The sequence below is a fragment of the Streptomyces sp. NPDC097981 genome (assembly GCF_040302565.1).
Lineage (GTDB): Bacteria > Actinomycetota > Actinomycetes > Streptomycetales > Streptomycetaceae > Streptomyces.
On sequence record NZ_JBEORW010000045.1, the window covers coordinates 44,346 to 65,929 of the forward strand.

A 21,584-nucleotide genomic window follows, 5' to 3' on the forward strand; every position below is an offset into this window, starting at 1 on the left:
CCCGACCGCGTCCCGGCGGCGGCCCGGCCGGTTCAGCGGACCGTGTGCTCCGGCTCCGGCCGCTCCGGCGCCGTCCGGCTCAGGAACAGCGCGAACACCGGCGGCTGCGTCTGGAGCAGCTCCAGGCGGCCCCCGTCGGCCTCCGCGAGGTCCCGGGCCACCGCCAGGCCGATCCCGGTGGAGTTGCGGCCGCTGATGGCCCGCTCGAAGATCCGGTTGCCGAGGTCGGGCGGGACCCCCGGCCCCTCGTCCGTGACCTCCAGCACCGCCTGGTTCCCGATCACCCGGGTACGCAGCGCGACCGTGCCGCCACCGTGCATCAGCGCGTTCTCCACGAGGGTCGCCAGCACCTGCGAGACCGCGCCCGGGGTACCGACGGCCCGTATGCCCGTCTTGCCGGAGCGCACGATGGCCCGGCCCGCACTGCGGTAAGCCGGCCGCCACTCCTCCACCTGCTGTTTGACGACCTCGTCCAGGTCGAAGGGGACCGCCGAGCCGGTCCGCGGGTCCCGCGAGTTCGTCAGGAGCCGCTCGACCACGTCCGTGAGCCGCTCCACCTGGGTCAGGGCGATGCTCGCCTCCTCCCGTACGGTCTCCAGGTCCTCGGTGACCGTGATCTCCTCCAGCCGCATCGACAGGGCCGTGAGGGGGGTGCGCAGCTGGTGCGAGGCGTCCGCGGCCAGGCGCCGCTCGGCGGTGAGCATCCGGCCGATCCGTTCCGCGCTGGAGTCCAGCACGTCCGCGACCCGGTCCAGCTCGGGAACCCCGTACCGCTTGTGCCGGGGCCGGGGGTCGCCGGAGCCCAGCCGCTCGGCCGTCTCGGCCAGGTCGGTGAGCGGGGACGCCAGCCGGTTGGCCTGCCGTACGGCGAGCAGGACGGCCGCCACCACGGCGAGCAGCGCCACGGCGCCGACCACGGCCAGGGTCCGCCCGACCTCCCGGGTCACCGTGGAGCGCGACTCCTCGACGACCACGGTCTCGCCCTGCTCACCCTTGGCGGTGCCGCGGATGACGCTGTCGGGGATCCGGTCGCCGACGTCCACGGGCGGCTGCCCGGGGACCGTGATCCGGGCGTACCCGCCCTCGTCCAGCTGCTCGGCGAGGGCCTGGGCGTCGATGGGCTTGTGCTCCAGGACGCTCGCCTCGACGATGCCCACCAGGCGCAGCGCCTCGGACTCGATGCGGTCCTGGGCGCTGCTGGTGATCGTCCGAGTCTCCACGATCACCAGGGAGACCCCGAAGACGGCGATGACGACGAGCACCACGGCGAGCGTGGAGTTGATCAGGCGGCGGCGCATGGTTCCGGGAGGCCGCTCAGCTCTTCTCGAAGCGGAAGCCGACCCCGCGGACGGTGGCGATGTAGCGCGGGTTCGCGGCGTCGTCGCCCAGCTTCTTGCGCAGCCAGGAGATGTGCATGTCGAGGGTCTTGGTGGAGGACCACCAGGTGGTGTCCCACACCTCGCGCATCAGCTGGTCGCGGGTGACGACCCGGCCGGCGTCGCGGACCAGGACCCGCAGCAGGTCGAACTCCTTGGCCGTGAGCTGGAGCTCCTCCTCCCCCATCCAGGCGCGGTGCGACTCGACGTCGATCCGCACGCCGTGGGTGGCGGGCGCCTGGGTGGCGTCGTTGGCGCCGCGCCGCAGCAGGGCCCGGACCCGGGCCAGCAGCTCGGCCAGGCGGAAGGGCTTGGTCACGTAGTCGTCGGCGCCGGCGTCCAGGCCGACGACCGTGTCGACCTCGTCCGCACGGGCGGTGAGCACCAGGATCGGGAAGCCGTGGCCCTCGGCGCGCAGCCGGCGGGCGACCTCCAGGCCGTCCATGCCCGGCAGGCCCAGATCGAGGACGACGAGATCGACGCCGCCCTGAAGTCCCGCGTCCAGGGCGGTGGGGCCGTCCTCCCGGACCTCGACCTCGTACCCCTCCCGGCGCAGGGCGCGGGCCAGGGGCTCCGAGATGGATGCGTCGTCCTCGGCGAGCAGTACACGCGTCATGTGGGTGATGGTAGTCCGCGGCGGCGATGTGCAGGGGCGTGCCCGCACACCCCTGCCGATCTGGTCTTATGTCCAGGGGGGCCCTTCGATTGTGGCCAAACGGTTCCCTGATGGCCTGTGATCCATGTCTCAAGTCCATTCATATGCCGCCGTGTCGTGTCGTATGGTGGCGAGACGCCTGATGCACTACCTCTGAGACCTTTGTGCCGAAAAGCGAGCCAAGGGTCTCTATTTCTGTCCTGACCGATTCGGGCAGTCCCGATGGACTGGCCTGTTCGGACTTGATGACAGTGAATGACCTGTGGGCCGGGCCCCGAGCGCGAAGCTGCGCGACGGGGCGTGGATCCCGGTTGCGGACATCCCCTGCCCCCCTCCTCCACGGACGGGGGCAGACCCCTGGGCGTGGGGTGGGACACCCGTCGCCGGTGCCGGCCACCCCCCACCGGGCGCTGTTCCGCTCACGAAGCGAGGCGTCCCGATCAAGCAAGGATCGACCATGGCTTCCAGCCTGACGAAGGACGCGGCGGCTCCGTCCGCCGAAAAGACCTTCTTCGGCCACCCCCGTGGCCTGGCCACTCTCTTCATGACGGAGATGTGGGAGCGCTTCAGCTTCTACGGCATGAAGGCCCTCCTCCTCGTCTACCTGCTCTCCGGCGGCCCGGATGCCAAGAAGGGCAGCCTGGGCGGCGGCATCGGGATGGACGAGGGCACGGCGATCACCGTGTTCTCCATCTACGTCTCCATGGTCTACCTCCTCGCCCTCCCGGGCGGGTGGCTGGGCGACCGTGTCTGGGGCCCCCGCAAGACCGTGACGATCGCGGCCGTGACGATCATGTCCGGCCACATCATCCTCGCCCTCCCGGGCGGCGGGACCTTCTTCGCCGGTCTGGCCCTGGTGGCGATCGGCTCGGGTCTGCTGAAGGCCAACATCTCCACGATGGTCGGCCAGCTGTACAAGGATGCGAACGACCCTCGCCGTGACGGCGGCTTCACGATCTTCTACATGGGCATCAACGCCGGCGCCTTCTTCGCGCCGCTGATCATCGGCACCGTGGGCCAGGAGGTCAACTGGCACCTCGGCTTCGCGATGGCCGCGGTCGGCATGGGCATCGGTCTGGCCGCCTTCCTGCTGGGCACCAAGAACCTGAACCCGATCAGCTCCGCCGTTCCGAAGCCCCTGTCGGCCGAGGAGCGCACCTCCTGGATCCGCAAGATCGTCATCGTGGTCGCGATCGTGGCCGTGTTCTACACCGCCGTGGGCATGGCCGGCATGTTCACCAAGGCCTGGGCGACCATCCCGCTGACCCTGATCGGCCTGATCATCCCGACCGGCGTGCTCGTCCGCATCAAGCGGGACAAGGAACTCAACACGTCCGAGCAGTCGAAGATGACCGGCTACATCTGGTTCTTCGTCGCCGCCGCGGTCTTCTGGATGATCTACGACCAGGGCGCCTCGACCGTCCAGTCCTTCGGTGAGACCAAGGCCGCGGGCTCCCTGCTCGGCTTCGAGTTCCCCTCGTCCTGGTACCAGTCGCTGAACCCGGTCTTCATCATGGCGCTGGCCCCGGTCTTCGCCTGGTTCTGGGTGTGGCTGAACCGCAAGGGCAAGGAGCCGTCGACGGTCGGCAAGTTCGCCGCGGGCCTGTTCTTCATCGGCGTCTCGTTCTTCTTCTTCCTGGCCCCGATCGCCCTGGCGGCGAACGGCCAGACGGTGAGCCCGATGTGGCTCGTCGGGATCTACCTGATCCAGACGGTCGGCGAGCTGTGCATCTCCCCGGTCGGCCTCTCGGTCACCACGAAGATGGCACCGGCCAAGTACGCCTCGCAGATGATGGGCGTGTGGTTCCTGGCGGTCACCGCCGGTGACTCCGTCACCAGCCTCCTGTCCGACCCGGCCGTGTTCGGCATCGACCTGAACGGCACGGGCGCCGTCGCCATCGAGGCGACCCTCGCCTGCCTGGCGGCCCTGGCGGTCTTCATGTACCGCAAGAACGTCAAGGAGCAGATGGGCGACGTGCACTGACGCACGCGTCACGGAAGCCGCGGACGGCCCGGCACACCTCCTGGTGTGCCGGGCCGTTCCGTTGTGCGGGCTTCCGCTCCGGCGGCCGGAGCTGTCCGGCGCAGCGCCGCCACGCCCGCGAAGCCGTGCGCGCCCCACCCGTACGGGGGACGCCCACGGCTTCGGTCGCTCTTGCCCGTGCGGTTACCGCGTGCCGCGCAGGCGGCGCCACGGGGTGAACGTGAAGACCGCGCCGCCGAGCAGGATCACCGTGCCCGCGACCAGGGCCAGGGCCTTGATCCCGCCCTCGTCCCCGGCTCCCGTCTCGGCGAGGCCGCCCGAGGCGCTGGTGGAGCCGGTCGTGGCCGGGGAGCCGGAACCGCCCTCCTGGGCGGTGGTGTCGAGCTCCAGGGAGACGCCGCTGCTGGCCGCCTTGCAGGGCACGTTGATCGGCGTGGACCCCGGGGCCATCGTGACGTCGATCGTCAGCTGGTCCGGGCTCAGCGTGACCTTGCCGGTCTTGCCGGGCTTGTAGGTGCCGGTCATGTCGCTCAGGCTGACCGGGGCCTTGTCCGGGATGGGCTCCGCGTTGGCCGGGCCGGAGACCTTGACCGTGCCGCTGTCGGCGCCGCCGAGCTTGACGTTCATCGAGGGCTTGAGGGCGCCCGCCGGCAGGGCCATCGGGCTGGCCATCGCGCCCTTCGCGGTCTTGACGGTCAGGTCGTAACTGCCGCCGTTCTTCCTGGCGTTGATCGTGACCGGGGTCTTGATGCCCCCGGGGACGACCGGTCCGCAGTCGAAGGCGACCTCGACGGGCTTGCCCGGGAAGTCGGTCTGGCCGCCGCTGCCGCCGGTGGTGGAACCCCCGCCGGAGGACCCGCCGCTCGTGGAGCCGCCGGTGGTGGACCCGCCGCTCGTCGCGCCGCCGCTCGTGCTCCCGCCGGTCGTCGAGCCACCGCCGGTGGACCCGCCACCGTCGGTGACCTTGATGGTGGCGCCGACGCCGACCGTCTCCTTCGGCGAGCAGTGCGTGACGAACCCGCTGAAGTCCACGTCGTACTTGCCGGGCGTGATCGTGACGTCCCCGGCCTTGGTCAGCTTGACCTTGCCCTTCATGTCGGACATGACCATGGGGGCCTTCTTGGGGATGGGCGGGTTCTTGCGTTCGCCCTCCAGCTTCACCTCCGCGCCGAGCGCGCCGCCGAGCTTCACGTAGCCGGTGGGCTTGACGGTGTCCTTGCCCAGGTCCATGAGGTCGGTGTTGTTCGAGGCCGGCTTGACGGTCTTCCAGACCACCTCGACCTCGTCGCCGACCTTGGCGGTGGCGGGCGCGGTGATCGAAACGGTGTTCGTGCCCTGGACCGGCCCGCCGCCGCCCGCAGGCGGGATGCACTCCACCTTGTACGAGACGTCGGCCGCCTGGGCGGGGCTCGCCGCCAGCAGGATGCCCGCGCCGCCGAACAGCAGCGCGACCGCGGCCGCACTCACCCTCCGTTGGGTCTTCACGAATGTCCCTTCGTCGTCGGACTGCTCTCAGACGGTGCGGACGCCTGTGGTGCGTGTGGTGCATGTGGTGCTCTCGGTCCCGGCGCGCTGTCCGGGGTGAACCACGGCAGGACCGCCGCGGTGGTCTGGGGGGACGCCGCCGCGGCGGCCTGCGCGGCGGGCTCCGGGGCCTTCGCGCCCCGGTGGCGGCCGCCGGCCGGCGCCGGCGGCGGCCGGACCCTGTCGACCACGGCCATGCCGATCCGGAAGACCGCGGCCGGGATCACCAGCAGGAGCAGGCCCCAGAACAGCAGCACCCCGTACGGGCGGTCCACGCCCCAGGGCTGGGTGGCCACGACCGTGTCGCCGTACTTGAGGGAGACGGTGTAGTCCCCGTGGGCCCCCGCCGACAGGCTGACGTCCAGCCGGATCTCCGCCTTGCCGCCCGGCGGGATCGCGCCCTTCCACCGGACCTCGTCCCACAGCGGCGCGAACACCCCGTGGGCGGTGCCGAGCTGGAAGACGGGGTCCTTGACGGGGGCCGAGCCGAGGTTGCCGACGGTGACCGTGAGCTTCCGGCCGGGCGGGGCGCCGAACCAGGTCAGCAGGCCGTCCCCGCCTTCGAGCCGGGCCCCGGTGAGCATGGCCAGGCGCGCCGTGCCGGACTCGGCCGGCAGCTCGGCCACCGGGTGGTCGGTGATCTTCAGAGGGGCGGCGACGGTGGACTGGTCCCCGTTGACGGAGGTGACGTTGACGACGCAGGGGCAGGGCTTGGGGGGTGCCGCCACGGCCAGCCGGGCGGTGAAGTGCCCGTCGTCGCCGACCGAGACGGCGGCCCCGTCGGCGTTGGCGCAGCTGTTGGTGCCGCCGATCATGTTCTGCCCGCAGACCAGCAGCATGACGAGGGTCTTGGCGCGCCAGCCGGTGCCGGTGACGGTGATCTCGGTACCCTTCGCGGCCTCCTGGAGCGAGAGTGCCACCGCCGGCTTGCCCTCGGCCGCCGGGGCCGCGGGCGCGGCGGCCGCAGTCTCGGCCGGGAACAGGGCCACGGCGCACACCGCCAGCCCTGCCGCGACGAGGGCCCCGATCTTTCCCCGCAGCTTGCCGCGGACCGTTCCGCCGGCCTTGGCACTCACCTGGATGCTCCCGTCAGCTCGTGTTCCGGGGCCCGGTCGCCCGCGGCTGCGGGCTCCTCCTCCGCGGGCGCCCCGCCGCGGCCGCGCCGGCTGCGTACGAGGAGCAGCGCGGCCAGGGTGACCCCGCCGAGGCCGAGCAGCCCGGCGCCGGTCCGGGCCGCGGTCCCGCCGGGCACGCACCACGCCGAGGCGGTGGCGGTCGCCGGGACCGCGCCGGGGGCGGTGACCGTGAGGGTGAGGGAGACCTCGTCGAGGACCGGGGCTCCGGGCCACGGCTCGGTCAGCGACACCCGCTGCCCGGGCAGCAGTTCGACGGGCAGGGTGCGGGCGGTGCGGCCCGGGACCTCGCCGAAGAGGCCCTCGGCGCGGATGTCCAGCTCGGGGGCGAGGGCCACGTTGCCCCGGTTGACCAAGGTGTACGCGACCACGGCGCGGGCGCCCGTGCCGCGTACGGAGACGTCCTCGACGGTGAGGGCGGCCAGGGTGGGGCCGCCGACGCGCAGGTGGACCCGTACGCCCACCTCGCGGCCGTCCGCGGCGGCGACCACGGCGGCCGGGTGGTCACCGGGGAAGGAGGCGGGCGGCACGGTGACGGTGAAGGGCACCACCGCGCGGGTGCGCGGCGGGATCTTCACGGTGCCGGCGGCCCCGAAGCTGATCCAGGAGCCGGCGCCGGTCACCGGGTCACCGCCCTGGCGGCCGACGGCCGCGGGAGCGGCTTCCGCGGGGCGCACGGCGAAGGCCCCGTCGGCCGTGTTGTAGGCGTCGGCCCCGCGCAGGGTGACGGTGCGCTCCCGGTCGGAGGTGTTGGACAGCGCGAGCCGGTCCTCCAGGACGGTGCCGGCAGGGCCCGCGAGGTAGAAGTACGGGCGGGCGGCCGCGGCGCCGCCGGCGGCGGGCTCGGCGGTCCAGCCGGGCTCGTCCGCGGCCGCGCCGCCCGGGGCGGCGGAGAGCAGGGCCGCGGCGAGCAGCGGGAGGCACAGGCGTGTGAGGGCGGTGGGGGGTGTGCGCGGGGCGGGGGTGTGGAGCACGGGCATGGCCGGGGGTGCTCCGTTTCAGGACCGGGCCCGCCGGCCGCGCCGGGTCAGCCAGAGGACGCCGACGGCGCCGGTGAGCAGCACGGTGCCCCCGAGGGTGCCGAGGGCGAGGGCGGAGTCGGCGGGTCCGGTCTGCGGGAGGGTGTCTTCCCCGGCGCCCCCGGGCTGCGCGGGCGCGGCGGCGGCCGTCACCTCCAGCTCCAGGGACGGCTTGGGGCTGTTGCCGGGGGTGCAGGTGGTGGTGGTCCCCAGCGCCTTGATGGTGAGCACGCCCGCGGTGAAGGTGACCTTGCCGGTCTTCTTGGGGGTGTAGGTGCCCGAGAGGTCGGTGATCTTGATGGGGGTGTTGGCGGGCACGGCCTCGGGGTTGGGCGCTCCCGAGACGGGCACGGACGCCTTCTCCGCGCCGTCGACGAGGATGACGGCGCCGGGGCTCATCGCACCCTTGCCGAGTTCGACGGGGCTGGACGAGACGCCCTTCTGGAAGGTCATCGTCAGCTTGTAGCCGTCGCCCTCTTTGACGGCCTTGATGTCGATGGGCGAGACCGCCGACTTGTCGCCGATGGGGGTCTTGCAGTCGTAGGCGACGTCGACGACGTCGGCGCGGGCCGCGGGGGCGGCCAGCAGGACCGCCGCTGCGGCCACCGCGGAAGCCAGCGCAAGCGCTGTGGAGCGTTTCCGGTCGGACACCTTCGTCTTCCCCTCGGGCCACAAGTTACTGACGACACATCAGATTGGTGGCTCAAGGTACGCCCGGGACCGTGAGGAGGGAAGACACGGGACAGGCCTGGATCCACGGCCTGTCGGCCGCCTGGATTCAGGCCATGTCCGTGCGGAACGGGGATGGTTCAGGCGGTGCGGACACCCCGCTGCCAGACCGCGGAGACGAGCGGGACACCGGGGCGGTAGGCCAGGTGGACATGGCTCGGGGCGTCCAGGAGGGCCAGGTCGGCGCGGGCCCCCGGGGTCACGACGCCCACGTCGCCGCGGCGCAGGGCCCGGGCCCCGCCGGCGGTGGCGGACCAGAGCGCCTCGTCCGGGGTCATCCGCATGTCCCGGACGGCGAGCGCGATGCAGAAGGGCATGGAACTCGTGTACGAGGAGCCCGGGTTGCAGTCGGTGGACAGCGCGACGGTGGCGCCCGCGTCGATGAGGCGGCGGGCGTCGGGCCACTGGGCGCGGGTGGAGAACTCGGCACCGGGCAGCAGCGTGGCGACGGTGGTGTCCGCGGCCTGCGCCAGGGCGTCGACGTCGGCGTCGGTGAGGTGGGTGCAGTGGTCGGCGGAGGCGGCCCCGAGCTCCACGGCGAGCTGTACGCCGGGGCCGTGGGAGAGCTGGTTGGCGTGGACGCGCGGGATCAGCCCGGCAGCCGCGCCGGCGGTGAGGATCGCGCGGGCCTGGTCGCCGTCGAAGGCGCCCTTCTCGCAGAACACGTCCACCCAGCGGGCGTACGGGGCGCAGGCGGCCAGCATCTCGCCGGTGACGAGGTCGACGTAGCCGGCCGGGTCCTCGGCGTAGTCGGGGGAGACGATGTGCGCGCCGAGGTAGGTGACCTCCTCGGTGTGCGCGGCGGCGATGCGCAGGGCGCGGGCCTCGTCCTCGACCGTGAGGCCGTAGCCGGACTTGGTCTCGAAGGTGGTGGTGCCCTGGCGGCGGGCCTCTTCGAGGTGGCGCAGCAGGTTGGCTTCGAGCTCGGCGTCGGTGGCGGCGCGGGTGGCTGCGACGGTGGTGCGGATGCCTCCGGCGGAGTAGCTGCGGCCGGACATCCGGGCGTTGAACTCGGCGGTGCGGTCGCCCGCGAAGACCAGGTGCGAGTGCGAGTCGACGAAGCCGGGGATCACAGCGCGGCCCTCGGCGTCGAACACGGCGTCGGCGGCCGGGGCCTTGGCGGCGGGGCCGACCCAGGCGATCTTGTGGTCCTCGATGACGACGGCCGCGTCCTCGATCAGGCCGAGAGGGCCTTCGCCGAGGGCGGGGTCGTTGGTGACGAGGCTGCCGATGTTGGTGATGGCGGTGGTGGTCACGGGGTTCCTCTCGGAGGTTTCCTCCCCCACCCCGCCCCTTCCCGGAACTGGGGCTCCGCCCCGGACCGGGTCCGGGCAGAGCCCGGTTTCGGGAAGGGGCGGGGTGGGGGGAAAGAACTGCGTCAGCCGCGGACGGCCGCGATCGATTCGGCCAGGGCCGACGGGACGTCGGGGACGAGGGTGTGGGCGCCGTCGCGGACGATGTGGCGGCCGCCCACCACCGTGTGGCGGACGTCCGCCGACGTCGCGGCGAAGACGGCCGTCTCGGCTCCGAGCCGGGGCAGCGGCCCCGCCGTCCGGACGGAGTCGAGGGCGATCGTGGTGAAGTCCGCGAGGGCTCCAGGCTCCAGGCGTCCCGCGTCGGGCCGGCCCAGGGCCGCGTGGCCGTCCGCGGTGGCCGCGGCCAGCAGGGCGTTCGCCGTCCAGTGGCCCCGGGTACGGCTGCGCAGGCGCTCGTTGAGCTCCATCGCGCGGGCCTCCTCAAGCAGGTCGATCACGGCGTGGCTGTCGCTGCCGAGGGAGAGAGGGCTGCCCGCGCGCTGGAGCCGGCCGGCCGGGCCGATCCCGTCGGCGAGGTCGCGCTCGGTGGTGGGGCACATGCACGTACCGGTGGAGGTGCCGCCGAGGAGCGCGATGTCCACATCGGTGAGGTGCGTGTTGTGGACGCCGGTGGTGCGCGGGCCGAGCACCCCGTGATCGGCCAGGAGCTGCGTCGGGGTGCGGCCGTGGGCGGCCTGGCAGGCCTCGTTCTCGGCGGTCTGCTCGGAGAGGTGGACGTGCAGGGGGGCCTGCCGCTCCTCGGCCCAGCGGGCGACGGTGGCCAGCTGATCGGCCGGTACGGCGCGCACGGAGTGGACCGCCGCACCGATCAGGGCGTGCTCGCCGGGCTTGAGGGCGCTGACGCGCTCGGCCCAGGCGTCGGCCGTGCCGTCGGAGAAGCGCAGCTGGTGGGAGCTCGGGGCCTCACCGAAACCCGACGAGAGGTACGCCGTGTCGAGGAGGGTGATGCGGATCCCCGCCGCGGCGGCCGCCTCGATCAGGGCCTCGCCCATGGCGTTCGGATCGGCGTACGGGGTGCCGCCGGGGGCGTGGTGGACGTAGTGGAACTCGCCGACGTCGGTGATGCCGGCCAGCGCCATCTCCGCGTACACCGCGCGGGCGAGTGCGAAGTACGAGTCGGGGGTGAGGTTCTGGGCGACCTGGTACATGAACTCGCGCCAGGTCCAGAAGGTCCCCGAACCCACCTGCACCAGGGAGCGCAGGGCCCGGTGGAAGGCGTGGCTGTGGGCGTTGGCCAGACCGGGGAGGGTCAGGCCGCGCAGGACCTCGGCGCCGGGGGGCGGGGTCTCGACCCCGGTGCGAAGGGCGGCGATCCGCCCTTCGGAGCCCTCCGCGGCGGAGCCGCCACCGGACACGGTCAGGGCCACGCCCGGCTCGACATGGGTGCCGAGCCAGGCGTGCTCCAGCCAGTACGTCTTCAACGGCACGCCAGTCCTTCCAGTACGTCGGCGAGGGCGAGGACGCCGGCCACGCAGTCGTCCTCGGGGGCGAACTCCCGCGGGGAGTGGGAGACGCCGGTCGGGTTCCGTACGAACAGCATCGCGGTCGGGACGGCGGCGGAGAGGATTCCCGCGTCGTGTCCCGCACCGGTGCCGAGGACGGGGACGGCCCCGCCCAGGATCCGGTTCATCTCGTCGCGCAGGGCGTGCTCGAACTCGACGACCGGGGTGAAGGACTCCCGGACGACGGCCAGGTCGATGCCGTCCTGGTCCGCGCGCTCGCGGGCGGCCTTCTCGATCGCGGTGACCACCGCGTCCAGGGTGGCCTGGTCGGCGGCGCGGGAGTCGAGCCAGCCGCGCACCAGCGACGGGATGGCGTTGACCCCGTTCGGCTCGACCGAGATCTTCCCGAACGTGGCGACGGCGCCGGCGAGGGCGGCCTCGGTACGGGCGGCCAGCACGGTCGCCGCGTACGTGAGCATCGGGTCGCGCCGGTCCACGAGACGGGTGGTGCCCGCGTGGTTGGCCTCGCCGTGGAAGTCGAACCGCCAGCGGCCGTGCGGCCAGATCGCGGACGCGATGCCGACGGCGTCGCCGGACAGGTCCAGGGCCCGGCCCTGCTCGACGTGGAGCTCGACGAAGGCGCCGATGCGGGCGAGCCGCTCGGGGTCCGCGCCGATCGCGTCGGGGTCGTACCCGGCGGCCTCCATGGCCCGGGGCAGGCTGATCCCGTCGCCGTCGCGGAGCTCGTACGCCTTCTCCTTGGTCAGCTGCCCGGCGGCGAGCCGGGAGCCGACGCAGGCGAGGCCGAAGCGGGCCCCTTCCTCGTCGCCGAAGTTGGTGATGGCCAGCGGCCTGGTGAACTCCGCGCCCCTCCTGCGGAGTTCGTCCAGGGCCGCGAAGGAGGACACCACGCCGAGGGGGCCGTCGAAGGCTCCGCCGTCGGGCACGGAGTCCAGGTGGGAGCCGGTGACGACGGCGTCACCGGCGAGGGGGTCGCCGAGCCAGGCCCACTGGTTGCCGTTGCGGTCGGTCTCGTAGGCGAGGCCGCGGGCCTGCGCCTGTGCCTGGAACCAGGTCCGGCAGTCGGCATCGGCGCCGGTCCACGCGTAGCGGCGGTAGCCGCCGCTGTCGGCGTGCCGGCCGATGGGGGCGAGCTCGTTCCACATGGTGTGGAACGAGGCCGCCCCTGCGGGGTTGTCGCTCACGCGTCGTCGCCCTCGCGCATGGGGACGCGGACGCCGCGCTCGTCCGCGACGGACTCGGCGATGTCGTAGCCGGCGTCGACGTGGCGGATGACACCCATGCCCGGGTCGTTGGTGAGGACGCGGCGGATCTTCTCGCCCGCGAGCTTGGTGCCGTCGGCGACAGTGACCTGGCCCGCGTGGATCGAGCGGCCCATACCGACGCCGCCGCCGTGGTGGATCGAGACCCAGGAGGCGCCGGAGGCGACGTTGACCATGGCGTTCAGCAGCGGCCAGTCGGCGATCGCGTCGGAGCCGTCGAGCATGGCCTCGGTCTCGCGGTACGGGGAGGCCACCGAACCGCAGTCGAGGTGGTCGCGGCCGATGGCCAGCGGAGCGGCGAGGGTGCCGTCGGCCACCATCTCGTTGAAGCGCTCGCCCGCCTTGTCGCGCTCGCCGTAGCCGAGCCAGCAGATGCGCGCCGGCAGGCCCTGGAAGTGGACCCGCTCGCCGGCCATCTTGATCCAGCGGTGCAGCGACTCGTTCTCCGGGAAGAGCTCCAGCATCGCCTTGTCGGTCTTCGCGATGTCCGAGGCCTCGCCGGACAGGGCCGCCCAGCGGAAGGGGCCCTTGCCCTCGCAGAACAGCGGGCGGATGTACGCCGGGACGAAGCCGGGGAAGGCGAACGCGCGGTCGTAGCCGGCCAGCTGGGCCTCGCCGCGGATGGAGTTGCCGTAGTCGAAGACCTCGGAGCCCGCGTCCATGAAGCCGACCATGGCCTCGACGTGCTTCGCCATGGACTCGCGGGCCCGCGTGGTGAAGCCGGCCGGGTCCTTGGCCGCGTACGCCGCCATGTCGTCGAAGTCGACGCCCACCGGCAGGTACGACAGCGGGTCGTGCGCCGACGTCTGGTCGGTGACGATGTCGATCGGGGCGCCTTCCGCGAGCATCTGCGGGAGGAGCTCGGCCGCGTTGCCGAGCAGGCCGATGGAGAGGGGCTTGCGGGCGTCGCGCGCCTCGACGGCGAGCTGGAGGGCGTGCGCCAGGTTGTCGGCCTTGACGTCCAGGTAGCGGTGCTCGATGCGGCGCTCGATGGCGCGCGGGTCGACGTCGATGCAGATCGCGACGCCGTCGTTCATCGTCACGGCCAGCGGCTGGGCGCCGCCCATGCCGCCGAGGCCGGCGGTCAGGGTGATGGTGCCCGCGAGGGTGCCGTTGAACTTCTTCGCCGCGACGGCCGCGAAGGTCTCGTACGTGCCCTGCAGGATGCCCTGGGTGCCGATGTAGATCCAGGAACCGGCGGTCATCTGGCCGTACATGGTCAGGCCGAGGTGCTCCAGGCGGCGGAACTCCTCCCAGTTGGCCCAGTCGCCGACGAGGTTGGAGTTGGCGAGCAGGACGCGCGGCGCCCACTCGTGGGTCTGCATCACGCCGACCGGGCGGCCGGACTGGACGAGCATCGTCTCGTCCTGCTTGAGGGTCCGCAGGGTGCGGACCATCGCGTCGAACGAGCGCCAGTCGCGCGCGGCCTTGCCGGTGCCGCCGTAGACGACGAGCTTGTCGGGGTGCTCCGCGACCTCGGGGTCCAGGTTGTTCTGGAGCATCCGGAGGGCGGCTTCCTGCTGCCATCCCAGGGTGCTGAGCTCGGTGCCTCGCGCGGCGCGTACGGGGCGGGGTCCTGACATGGCGGGTGCCTCCTCCGATGTTGGTCAATCTATTCACATCCTGACTTCCTGAATAGATTCAGTCAACAGCTGCGGGCCGACCCGCCGGGTGATTGGCTGACGGACATGGCTTCCGACACGCACGCGCAAGACGCCGCACGGCGTCGGGATCTGGCCGTCAGGGCCGCCGTGGAACAGGGCCTGGTGGGCGGGGCCGAAGACGCCGAGCCTCTGGTCTGCCTGCTGGACACCGCCGGAATCAGAGCCTCCGCCGCAGCTCTGACCAGTGCGTTCGCCTCGGCGCTGGCGCCCGGCACCCCCGTCCTGCACGCCTTCGCGGTCAAGGCCTGCCCGCTGGTCCCCGTGCTGCGGCTGCTGGCGGCCGCCGGCATCGGCTGCGAGGTGGCCAGCGCCGGCGAGCTGGCACTGGCCCGGGCGGCCGGGGTGGAGCCGGAGCGGACCGTCCTGGACTCCCCCGCCAAGACCCCGGCGGAGCTGCGCGAGGCCCTGGCCCTCGGGATCGCCGTCAACGCGGACAGCCGCCAGGAGCTGCAGCGGCTCGACGCACTGGTGGCCGCGGGCCCGACGCGCTCCCCGATCGGCGTACGGATCAACCCGCAGACCGGCGCGGGCACCATCGACGCGCTGTCGACCGCCACCGCGACCTCGAAGTTCGGGATCGCGCTGCGGGACCCGGGGGCGCGCGAGTGGCTCGTACGGGCGTACGCGGAGCGGCCGTGGCTGACCCGGCTGCACATCCACTCGGGCTCGCAGGGCGTGCCGCTGCCGCTGATCGCGGAGGGGGTGCGGGACCTGCACGCGCTGGCCGAGGAGATCAATGCGGCGGCCGGCCGCCGCCAGGTCGACACCCTCGACATCGGCGGCGGCCTGCCGGTGAACTTCGCGTCGGACGCCGGCACCCCGACGTACGCGCAGTACGCGGCGGCCCTCCGGGAGGCCGTCCCGGCCCTCTTCGGCGGGCGCTACGGCCTGGTGACGGAGTTCGGCAGGTCCCTGCTGGCCAAGCACGGGCTGGTGCTCTCCCGGGTCGAGTACACGAAGAGCACCGGGGGCCGCCCGATCGCACTCACGCACGCGGGGGTCCAGCTGGCGACCCGTACGGTGTACGCGCCGGCGGCGTGGCCGCTGCGGATCCTGCCGTACGACGCCAAGGGCACCCCGAAGACGGGCCCGCCCGTAGCCCAGGACATCGCGGGCCCGGCGTGCTTCGCGGGCGACCTTCTGGCCACGGCCCGGGAACTGCCGGAACTCGCCCCGGGCGACCTGATCGCCGTCCCGGACACGGGCGCGTACTTCTTCACGGCCCACTACGGCTACAACAGCCTCCCGCGCCCGGCGGTCCACGGCTTCACGGTCACGGCGTCGGACGAAGTGCGCTTCGCCCCGGCCCGCCCGGCGCAGCCGCTGTCCGCCATCGTCGCGGAGGCGGGCGGCGCAGGGCGCGACGCGCTGCTGTGACCGGGCCCCCTCGGGGACACCCGCACCCGAACGGGTGATCCCGTCCGAATTCCTTCTCATCACACGGGACTCGCTGCAACGGTTCAGCCATGGCTCAATCCATGCGATACGTGACCGCCCCCCTCGGGGCGACAGCCGCGTCCGGGCTCTGCTCCGCCGCGGCCCGCCCGGACCCCTTCGGCCGGCTGCCGGACAAGGACGGCAACGGCGCGGTGGACCAGGAGCCCGGCGCCGCACCCGGCCCGGTGGTCCGGCAGATCGGCGGGAGGGCCGCACGATAGCCGGCCGGAAGCGGTCGCGGCAGCAGGTCACGGCACGGCAGAACAGCCGGGTCACCCAGGTGGCGGGGGACTACGTGGTCCACCGGACCGACTACACGGTCCACCAGAGCGGCACCCCGGCCGCGCCGGACGCGCTGCGCGCCCTGCCCCAGGCGCCCGCCGTGCTGTCCGGGCGCGAGGAAGCCGTCGGCGAGCTGCTGAAGGTGCTGGCACCCGACGGAAGCAGGGTCGCCGTGGTGTCCGGCCTGGCCGGGGTCGGGAAGAGCGCGCTGGCCCTGACCGTGGCCCAACAGGCCATGGAGAAAGGCTGGTTCGAGGGCGGGATCCTGTTCGTCGAGCTGCGCGGCTACGCCCCGAACGGCACGCTCGGCGGCAGCCAGGCGGTCTCCTTGCTCCTGGGCGAGCTGGGGATCCGCGACGAGGACATCCCGCCGACGCCGGAGGGGCGGCTGGCGCTGTACCGCTCGGAGCTGGCCACGCGGGCGGCCGAGGGACGCCGGGTGCTGATCGTGGCCGACGACGCGGGCGAGATCGGGCAGGTACGGGACCTGGTTCCGGCCGGAGACTCGCACCGGCTGCTGGTGACCTCCCGGGACAGCCTGATCTCGCCGGACTTCCAGGCGCGGCTCGTGCCGCTCACCGAGCTGTCCGCCGCGGCCGCCGCCGAGCTGGTGTCCGGGATGCTGCTGCGGATCCGTCCGGACGATCCACGGCCGTCGCGGGAGCCGGACGCACTGGCGGAGATCACCGGGCACTGCGGGCGGCTGCCGCTGGCGCTGACCGTCGCAGGAGCCCTGCTGGCGAGCGATCCGGGGCTGCCGCTCGCCTCCCTGTCGCACCAACTGGCCGATGCCCAGCACCGGCTGGAGGCACTGACGTACGACGACGGGCGCGCCATGCCGACGGGGGTGCGAGCCGCGTTCGAGCTGTCGTACGCCCGGCTGCCGGCGGACCAGGCCCGGCTGTTCCGGCTGCTCTCCGTCAACCCGGGGCCGGACTGCCACATCACCTTCGTGGCGGTGCTGTACGGCGAGAGCGGCGCGCAGGCGGTGGCGCTCGCAACGGAAGAGCACCGCATGCGGGGCCTGTTGGCCCGGCTGGGCGGCACCGGGCTGATCGCGGAGCATCCGACGGGCTCGGGCCGCTGGCGCATGCACGACCTGGTGCGGCTGTACGCGGCGGAGCTGGCCCGCCGGCACGCCGAGGAGGACGGGTGGCACGAAGCCGCCGAGCGCCTGATCCTCATGTACCAGGTGATGCTGCTGGGCTCCGACGGCCTCCTCCAGGGCCGGACCGGCGAGGAGTGGTCCGCGCACATCCCCGATGCAGCCACGGCGTTGCAATGGCTCGACGAGGAGCGGGACAACCTCATCGCGCTGGTCCCCTTCACCGCGTCCCTCGGCCGGCCTGCCGACGTGGACGGATTCTCCGCGCACCTGCAGGCCTACCTCCATCGGCGCAGGCTCTTCCAGGAGGCGGCCGAGCTCAGCCGGCTGAGCCTCGCGGAGGCGGAGCGCTCCGGTGACGCCGGGGCAAGGGACAGGGCGCTGCAGAATCTCGCGCTGACCTTCTCCAAAGCCGGCAACACCGAGGAGGCCGCGGCATTTCAGGAGCGGGTCCCGGCTCCGCACCCGGGGGAAACCCCGCGGGCAAGGGCGGGCCGCCTGCTGAACCTGGCGAGTTTCGAGCTGGGCAGCGGCCGCGCGGACCAGGCGGCCGCTGCCGCGGAGGAGAGCGTGCGCCTCTTCCGCGACCTGGGGGACCGGCTTTCCGAAGGGAAGGCGTGGAGCAACCTCGGCACCATCCTCCAGGAGCAGGAGCGCTCCGAGGAGGCGGTCGCCGCCCAGGAGAGGGCCGACGCGATCCTCTCGGAGGCCGGAGATCCGCACACGGCGGCCACGGTGAGGCGCAATCTGGGCCGGGCGCTCAGTGCGGCCGGGCGCCACGAGGAAGCCATCACGGCCCATGAGCAGGCCGTGGCGATGTTCGTGGAGCTCGTCGAGGTCCACGAGGTGGGCATGGCTTTCAGCGGGCTCGCCGAGGCCCTGGACCGCGCGGGGCGCGCCCGGGCCGCCGTCGAAGCCCACGGGAAGGCCGTCCAGTGCTTCCGGCACACGGGCGACCGGCAGCACGAAGCGTATGCACTGGTCATGCACGGCCTCGCGCTGGCCGGGCGCCGGGACTTCGAGGGCGCCGCTCCGGTGCACGAGCGGGCGTGCACGCTGTACGAGGACCTCGGCGACCACTCCGGGGCGGGCTGGGCACGGATGTGTCTGGCCAGTGCACTCAGCCAGTGCGGCCGGGCCGATGCGGCGCGGGCCGCGCTGCTGCGGTCCGCCTCCGCGTACGCGGAGGCGGGGGACGAGGCGAAGGCCCGGCTGGCCGCCCTCATGCTGGAAGGTATCCGCGACCGGCCCAACCGCAGACACGCCCGCCGCGCAGGCCGCCTCCTGCGCCGCCGGGGCCGTCGCCCCACCGGACCCGAGGAGCCGTAGGCCGCGTTCGAGCCACGGCTCCTCTGGTCCGGTGGGCCCCGGGCGTCAGGCCGGGGCGGCCAGGGTCGCCGCCAAGGCCGGGGCGAGGCCTGCGACCACCGCGTCCGGCGCCAGGGAGGTCACCGCGGGCAGGCGCAGCAGGTAGCGGGTCAGCCCGAGGCCGAGCAGCTGGGCCGAGACGAGGCCGGCGGCGCGGGCCGCCCGGTCGGGGCCGAGGGCCGCCGCCAGCGCCGGAGCGACCTGCGCCGCGAACACCTCCCGCATCCGCTCCGCCGCCCGCTCGTTCGTGACCGCGGACCGCAGCAGCACCAGCAGCGCGTCGTCCGCCGGATCACCCTCCCACCGGTCCAGGAAGTGCCGTACGAGCGCGCCGGGCAGCTCCGCCGCCGGCACGGCCGTGAAGTCCGGCAGCCGCAGGTCCACCGCCAGCGCCGCCTCGAAGAGCTTCTCCTTGCTCCCGAAGTACCGCATCACCATCGACGGGTCGATCTCCGCGTCCGCCGCGACGCCGCGGATCGTGGTCCGCTCGTACCCCTGCGCCGCGAAACGCTCACGCGCCGCCCGCAGGATCGCCGCTTTGGTCTGCGCTCCCTGTGCCATGCCAACAAATGTAGGCCAACAGTTGTTGACATGCCAGGGAGGGAGGCGCACCCTGAAGTCAACAGCCGTTGGCCAACAACCGTTGGCCCACCGGAGGAGGACCTCATGTCCGTGTCACCGCTTCCCGCCCGGACCTCCGTCGCCATCGTCGGAGCCGGCCCCACCGGCCTCGCCCTCGCCGTGACCCTCGCCGAAGCCGGCGTCGACTTCGTCCTCCTCGACCGGCAGGCCGAGGGCGCCAACACGTCCCGCGCCGCCGTCGTCCACGCCCGCACCCTGGAGGTCCTCGACGAACTCGACCCGTCCGGCACCCTCTCCGCCGAGCTGGTCGCCCGCGGCATCCCGGTCGACCGGTTCCGGATCCGCGACGGCGCCCGCCTGCTCGCCGCCGTCCCCTTCGACGGCCTGCCCACGGCCCACCCGTACGCGCTGATGGTCCCCCAGTACGAGACGGAGGCCGTGCTCCTGGCCCGCCTGCGCGCGCTCGGCGGCGACGTCCACCGCCCGTACGAGGTCACCGGCGTCACCCAGGACGCCGACGGGGTCACCCTGACCACCGCCGGCGGCGAGACCCTGCGCGCCGCCCACGCCGTCGGGGCCGACGGGATGCACAGCACCGTCCGCGAGGCGGCCGGCATCGGCTTCGCGGGAAGTGCCTACGAGGAGTCCTTCGTCCTCGCCGACGTGGCCATGGACTGGGCCCCCGGCCCGCAGGAGGTCTCGCTCGCGTTCGGCGCGGCCGGACTCACCGTCGTGGCCCCGCTGCCCGGCGGACCCGCCGGGCCCGGCACGCGCTACCGCGTCGTCGCCACCGTCGCCGATGCCCCGGCCGAACCGGACCTCGCCTTCGTGCAGGGCCTGCTGGACGAGCGCACCCCGGGCCAGGCCCGCGTCCGGACCCTCGCCTGGTCGTCCCGGTTCCGGGTCCACCACCGGGTCGCCGACCGCTACCGCGCGGGCCGGCTGCTGCTCGCCGGGGACGCCGCCCACGTGCACAGCCCGGCCGGCGGCCAGGGCATGAACACCGGCATCCAGGACGGCCACGCCCTCGGCCGCGCACTCGCCGCCGGCGACCTCGACGCCTACGAGGCCGCCCGCCGCCCCGTCGCCCTCCACGTGGTGGGCCTGACCGACCGGATGACCCGGATCGCGACCACCCGAAACCCGGTCCTGCGCGCCGTGCGCAACACCGCGCTCCCCCTGCTCTCCCGCATCCCGGCGCTACGGAACCGCCTCGCCACCGAGCTGGCCGAGCTCCACTACCGCTGACCCCGGCCGCGCCCGCGGACTACTCCACGAACAGCCCGCGCGCCGCGGCCCGTGCGTCGAAGGACTCCAGCCGTGCCTGCGCGTCCGGCAGCGCATCCGCCATCGCCTCCAGCAGCACCCGTCCCAGCAGCATCGGCGCACAGGCCGTGTCGAAGGCCAGTCCGGTACCGACGGGCGCGGGGATCAGCAGGTCCGAGGCGCGGGCCACCGGGGCAAAGGCCGAGTCGGCGACCGTCACCACCTTCAGCCCGGCCGCCCGCGCGTGGTCCAGGGCCTCCGCCACCTCCCGCGGATACCGCGGCAGCGCGAAGCACAGCAGCGCCGAGGCCCCGGCCGCAGCGGCCGCGTCGATCCGGTCCGCGAGCATCGAGCCGCCCTCGTCGAGGAGCCGTACGTCCGGATGCACCTTGGCCGCGAAGTACGCGAACCCGCGCGCCTGCGAGGACGCCGCCCGCAGCCCCAGCACGGGCAGCGGGCTGGACCCTGCGAGCACCCGGCCCGCCTCCTCGACGGGCGAGGGGTCGGCGAGCATGGCCGACAGCTGCCGCAGGTTCTCGATCTCGCCCTGGACGGCCTGCTGGTACTCGTTGTACGCGTCCTCCTGCACGGCCGCCGCACGCTCCGCGGGAGCCACCTCGCGCAGGTGCCGCCGCAGCGCCGGATACCCGTCGAAGCCCAGCGCCACCGCGAAGCGGGTCACCGAGGGCTGGCTCACCCCGGCCAGCTCGGCGAGCTCCACGCTCGACAGGAACGGCACGTCCGCCGCCCCCCGCACCATGCAGTGGGCGATCCGCCGCTGGGTGGGCGTCAGCCGGTGCCCCTCGAACAGCTGCTGCAGCCGCGCTGCCGGGCTGTCGCTCATCCCGACCCCTCCGTCCCCATGAATATTCAGTCACCGAGCACTCTGCATGCGGTTATGCAGGACGGCAAGCGGCGGACCGCTCCGCGAGACGGTCCGGGCCGCGGATACGGGGGCTACCCCCAGTGCCGGGGCCGCCGCCCGTTCCTACGCTGGGCGCATGGAGTCCCAGGAGTTGAAGAAGGAACTCGGCGCGGCGCTGGACGCCCGGCGCGAGCTCGGACCGGACTACGAGGCCGCGCTCGTGGACTCCTTCGTCGAGAAGGTCGACACCCAGGTCCGGCGCCGGCTCGCCGAGGAACGCCTGGCCGCCGCCCGCGGCGGCCGGGGCGGGCTGCCGTCGCCCGACGGCGGCTTCGGCGAACGCTTCGGCTTCGCCATCATCACGCTGGTCCTGGCGGTCCCGCTGTCCGCCATCGGCTCCACGCAGGCGGGGTTCAAGGGCCTGCTGGTCGCCTGGGCGGGCGTCCTCGGCGTGAACTTCATCCACGCGGCGAAGCGGCTTCGCCCCGGCGACCGGGCCGCGTAGCGCCCGAGGAGCCGGACCGCCGGAGCGCCTGGCTCCGGGAAAGGCTGTG

Annotated in this window: 18 protein-coding genes; 6 read left to right on the top strand and 12 right to left on the bottom strand. The window is 73.5% G+C overall.

What is annotated here, in order from left to right; translation table 11 throughout:
- Positions 1-32 precede the first annotated feature (32 nt).
- Both ABTY04_RS32530 and ABTY04_RS32535 read right to left on the bottom strand, forming a co-directional pair.
- On the bottom strand, positions 33-1,298 hold the full coding sequence (locus ABTY04_RS32530; RefSeq protein WP_352217034.1) for a sensor histidine kinase: 1,266 nt from the start codon (positions 1,296-1,298) through the stop codon (positions 33-35).
- 16 nt (positions 1,299-1,314) lie between these two features.
- The gene (locus tag ABTY04_RS32535; RefSeq protein ID WP_030865957.1) at positions 1,315-1,992 is read right to left on the bottom strand and encodes a response regulator transcription factor; all 678 of its coding nucleotides are present in this window, start codon (positions 1,990-1,992) and stop codon (positions 1,315-1,317) included.
- Positions 1,993-2,488: 496 nt separating this feature from the next.
- Between ABTY04_RS32535 and ABTY04_RS32540 the strand changes: the two genes are divergently transcribed.
- A complete protein-coding gene (locus tag ABTY04_RS32540) occupies positions 2,489-4,015 on the top strand; it encodes a peptide MFS transporter (RefSeq protein WP_352217035.1) in 1,527 nt (508 codons plus the stop codon).
- Positions 4,016-4,198: 183 nt separating this feature from the next.
- On the opposite strand, the gene ABTY04_RS32545 is transcribed toward ABTY04_RS32540, so the two are convergent.
- The 8 genes from ABTY04_RS32545 to hutU form a co-directional block, all read right to left on the bottom strand.
- Positions 4,199-5,500, bottom strand: a complete 1,302-nt coding sequence (locus ABTY04_RS32545; protein ID WP_352217036.1) for a hypothetical protein — start codon at positions 5,498-5,500, stop codon at positions 4,199-4,201.
- Complete coding sequence (locus tag ABTY04_RS32550) at positions 5,497-6,543, bottom strand: neocarzinostatin apoprotein domain-containing protein (RefSeq protein WP_352217055.1); 1,047 nt, start codon at positions 6,541-6,543, stop codon at positions 5,497-5,499. The genes ABTY04_RS32545 and ABTY04_RS32550 overlap by 4 nt, the downstream gene beginning before the upstream one ends.
- 68 nt (positions 6,544-6,611) lie before the next feature.
- Positions 6,612-7,652, bottom strand: coding sequence for a hypothetical protein (locus tag ABTY04_RS32555; protein ID WP_352217037.1), 1,041 nt, complete (start codon positions 7,650-7,652; stop codon positions 6,612-6,614).
- A gap of 18 nt (positions 7,653-7,670) precedes the next feature.
- The gene (locus ABTY04_RS32560; RefSeq protein WP_352217038.1) at positions 7,671-8,342 is read right to left on the bottom strand and encodes an LPXTG cell wall anchor domain-containing protein; all 672 of its coding nucleotides are present in this window, start codon (positions 8,340-8,342) and stop codon (positions 7,671-7,673) included.
- A gap of 158 nt (positions 8,343-8,500) precedes the next feature.
- Positions 8,501-9,676: an imidazolonepropionase gene (gene hutI / locus ABTY04_RS32565; RefSeq protein WP_352217039.1), complete on the bottom strand. Its 1,176-nt coding sequence runs from the start codon at positions 9,674-9,676 to the stop codon at positions 8,501-8,503.
- Between the two features lie 122 nt (positions 9,677-9,798).
- Positions 9,799-11,163 (bottom strand): formimidoylglutamate deiminase, encoded by a 1,365-nt coding sequence (locus tag ABTY04_RS32570; RefSeq protein ID WP_352217040.1) that lies wholly within the window; start codon positions 11,161-11,163, stop codon positions 9,799-9,801.
- Complete coding sequence (locus ABTY04_RS32575; RefSeq protein WP_352217056.1) at positions 11,154-12,344, bottom strand: allantoate amidohydrolase; 1,191 nt, start codon at positions 12,342-12,344, stop codon at positions 11,154-11,156. Before ABTY04_RS32575 ends, ABTY04_RS32570 begins: the two co-directional genes overlap by 10 nt.
- Positions 12,345-12,379: 35 nt before the next feature.
- On the bottom strand, positions 12,380-14,044 hold the full coding sequence (hutU, locus tag ABTY04_RS32580) for a urocanate hydratase (RefSeq protein WP_352217041.1): 1,665 nt from the start codon (positions 14,042-14,044) through the stop codon (positions 12,380-12,382).
- Positions 14,045-14,149: 105 nt separating this feature from the next.
- On the opposite strand from hutU, the gene ABTY04_RS32585 reads away from it, so the two are divergent.
- From ABTY04_RS32585 to ABTY04_RS32595, 3 genes are all read left to right on the top strand, one after another.
- Positions 14,150-15,502 carry a type III PLP-dependent enzyme domain-containing protein gene (locus tag ABTY04_RS32585; protein ID WP_352217042.1) on the top strand — a complete coding sequence of 451 codons (1,353 nt, stop codon included), beginning with the start codon at positions 14,150-14,152 and terminating at the stop codon, positions 15,500-15,502.
- 89 nt (positions 15,503-15,591) lie between these two features.
- Entirely contained in the window at positions 15,592-15,783 is a 192-nt protein-coding gene (locus tag ABTY04_RS32590; RefSeq protein WP_352217043.1) for a hypothetical protein, read from the top strand.
- Between the two features lie 59 nt (positions 15,784-15,842).
- Positions 15,843-18,278, top strand: coding sequence for a tetratricopeptide repeat protein (locus tag ABTY04_RS32595; protein ID WP_352217044.1), 2,436 nt, complete (start codon positions 15,843-15,845; stop codon positions 18,276-18,278).
- Positions 18,279-18,323: 45 nt separating this feature from the next.
- On the opposite strand, the gene ABTY04_RS32600 is transcribed toward ABTY04_RS32595, so the two are convergent.
- Positions 18,324-18,878 (bottom strand): TetR/AcrR family transcriptional regulator, encoded by a 555-nt coding sequence (locus ABTY04_RS32600; protein ID WP_352217045.1) that lies wholly within the window; start codon positions 18,876-18,878, stop codon positions 18,324-18,326.
- 105 nt (positions 18,879-18,983) lie between these two features.
- On the opposite strand from ABTY04_RS32600, the gene ABTY04_RS32605 reads away from it, so the two are divergent.
- Complete coding sequence (locus ABTY04_RS32605) at positions 18,984-20,147, top strand: FAD-dependent oxidoreductase (protein ID WP_352217046.1); 1,164 nt, start codon at positions 18,984-18,986, stop codon at positions 20,145-20,147.
- Positions 20,148-20,166: 19 nt separating this feature from the next.
- Here ABTY04_RS32605 and ABTY04_RS32610 read toward each other — a convergent pair whose 3' ends face one another.
- Positions 20,167-21,009 carry a MurR/RpiR family transcriptional regulator gene (locus ABTY04_RS32610; RefSeq protein WP_352217047.1) on the bottom strand — a complete coding sequence of 281 codons (843 nt, stop codon included), beginning with the start codon at positions 21,007-21,009 and terminating at the stop codon, positions 20,167-20,169.
- A 157-nt stretch (positions 21,010-21,166) separates the two neighbouring features.
- Here ABTY04_RS32610 and ABTY04_RS32615 point away from each other — a divergent pair, with 157 nt between their 5' ends.
- Complete coding sequence (locus tag ABTY04_RS32615) at positions 21,167-21,535, top strand: hypothetical protein (protein ID WP_352217048.1); 369 nt, start codon at positions 21,167-21,169, stop codon at positions 21,533-21,535.
- Positions 21,536-21,584 lie beyond the last annotated feature (49 nt).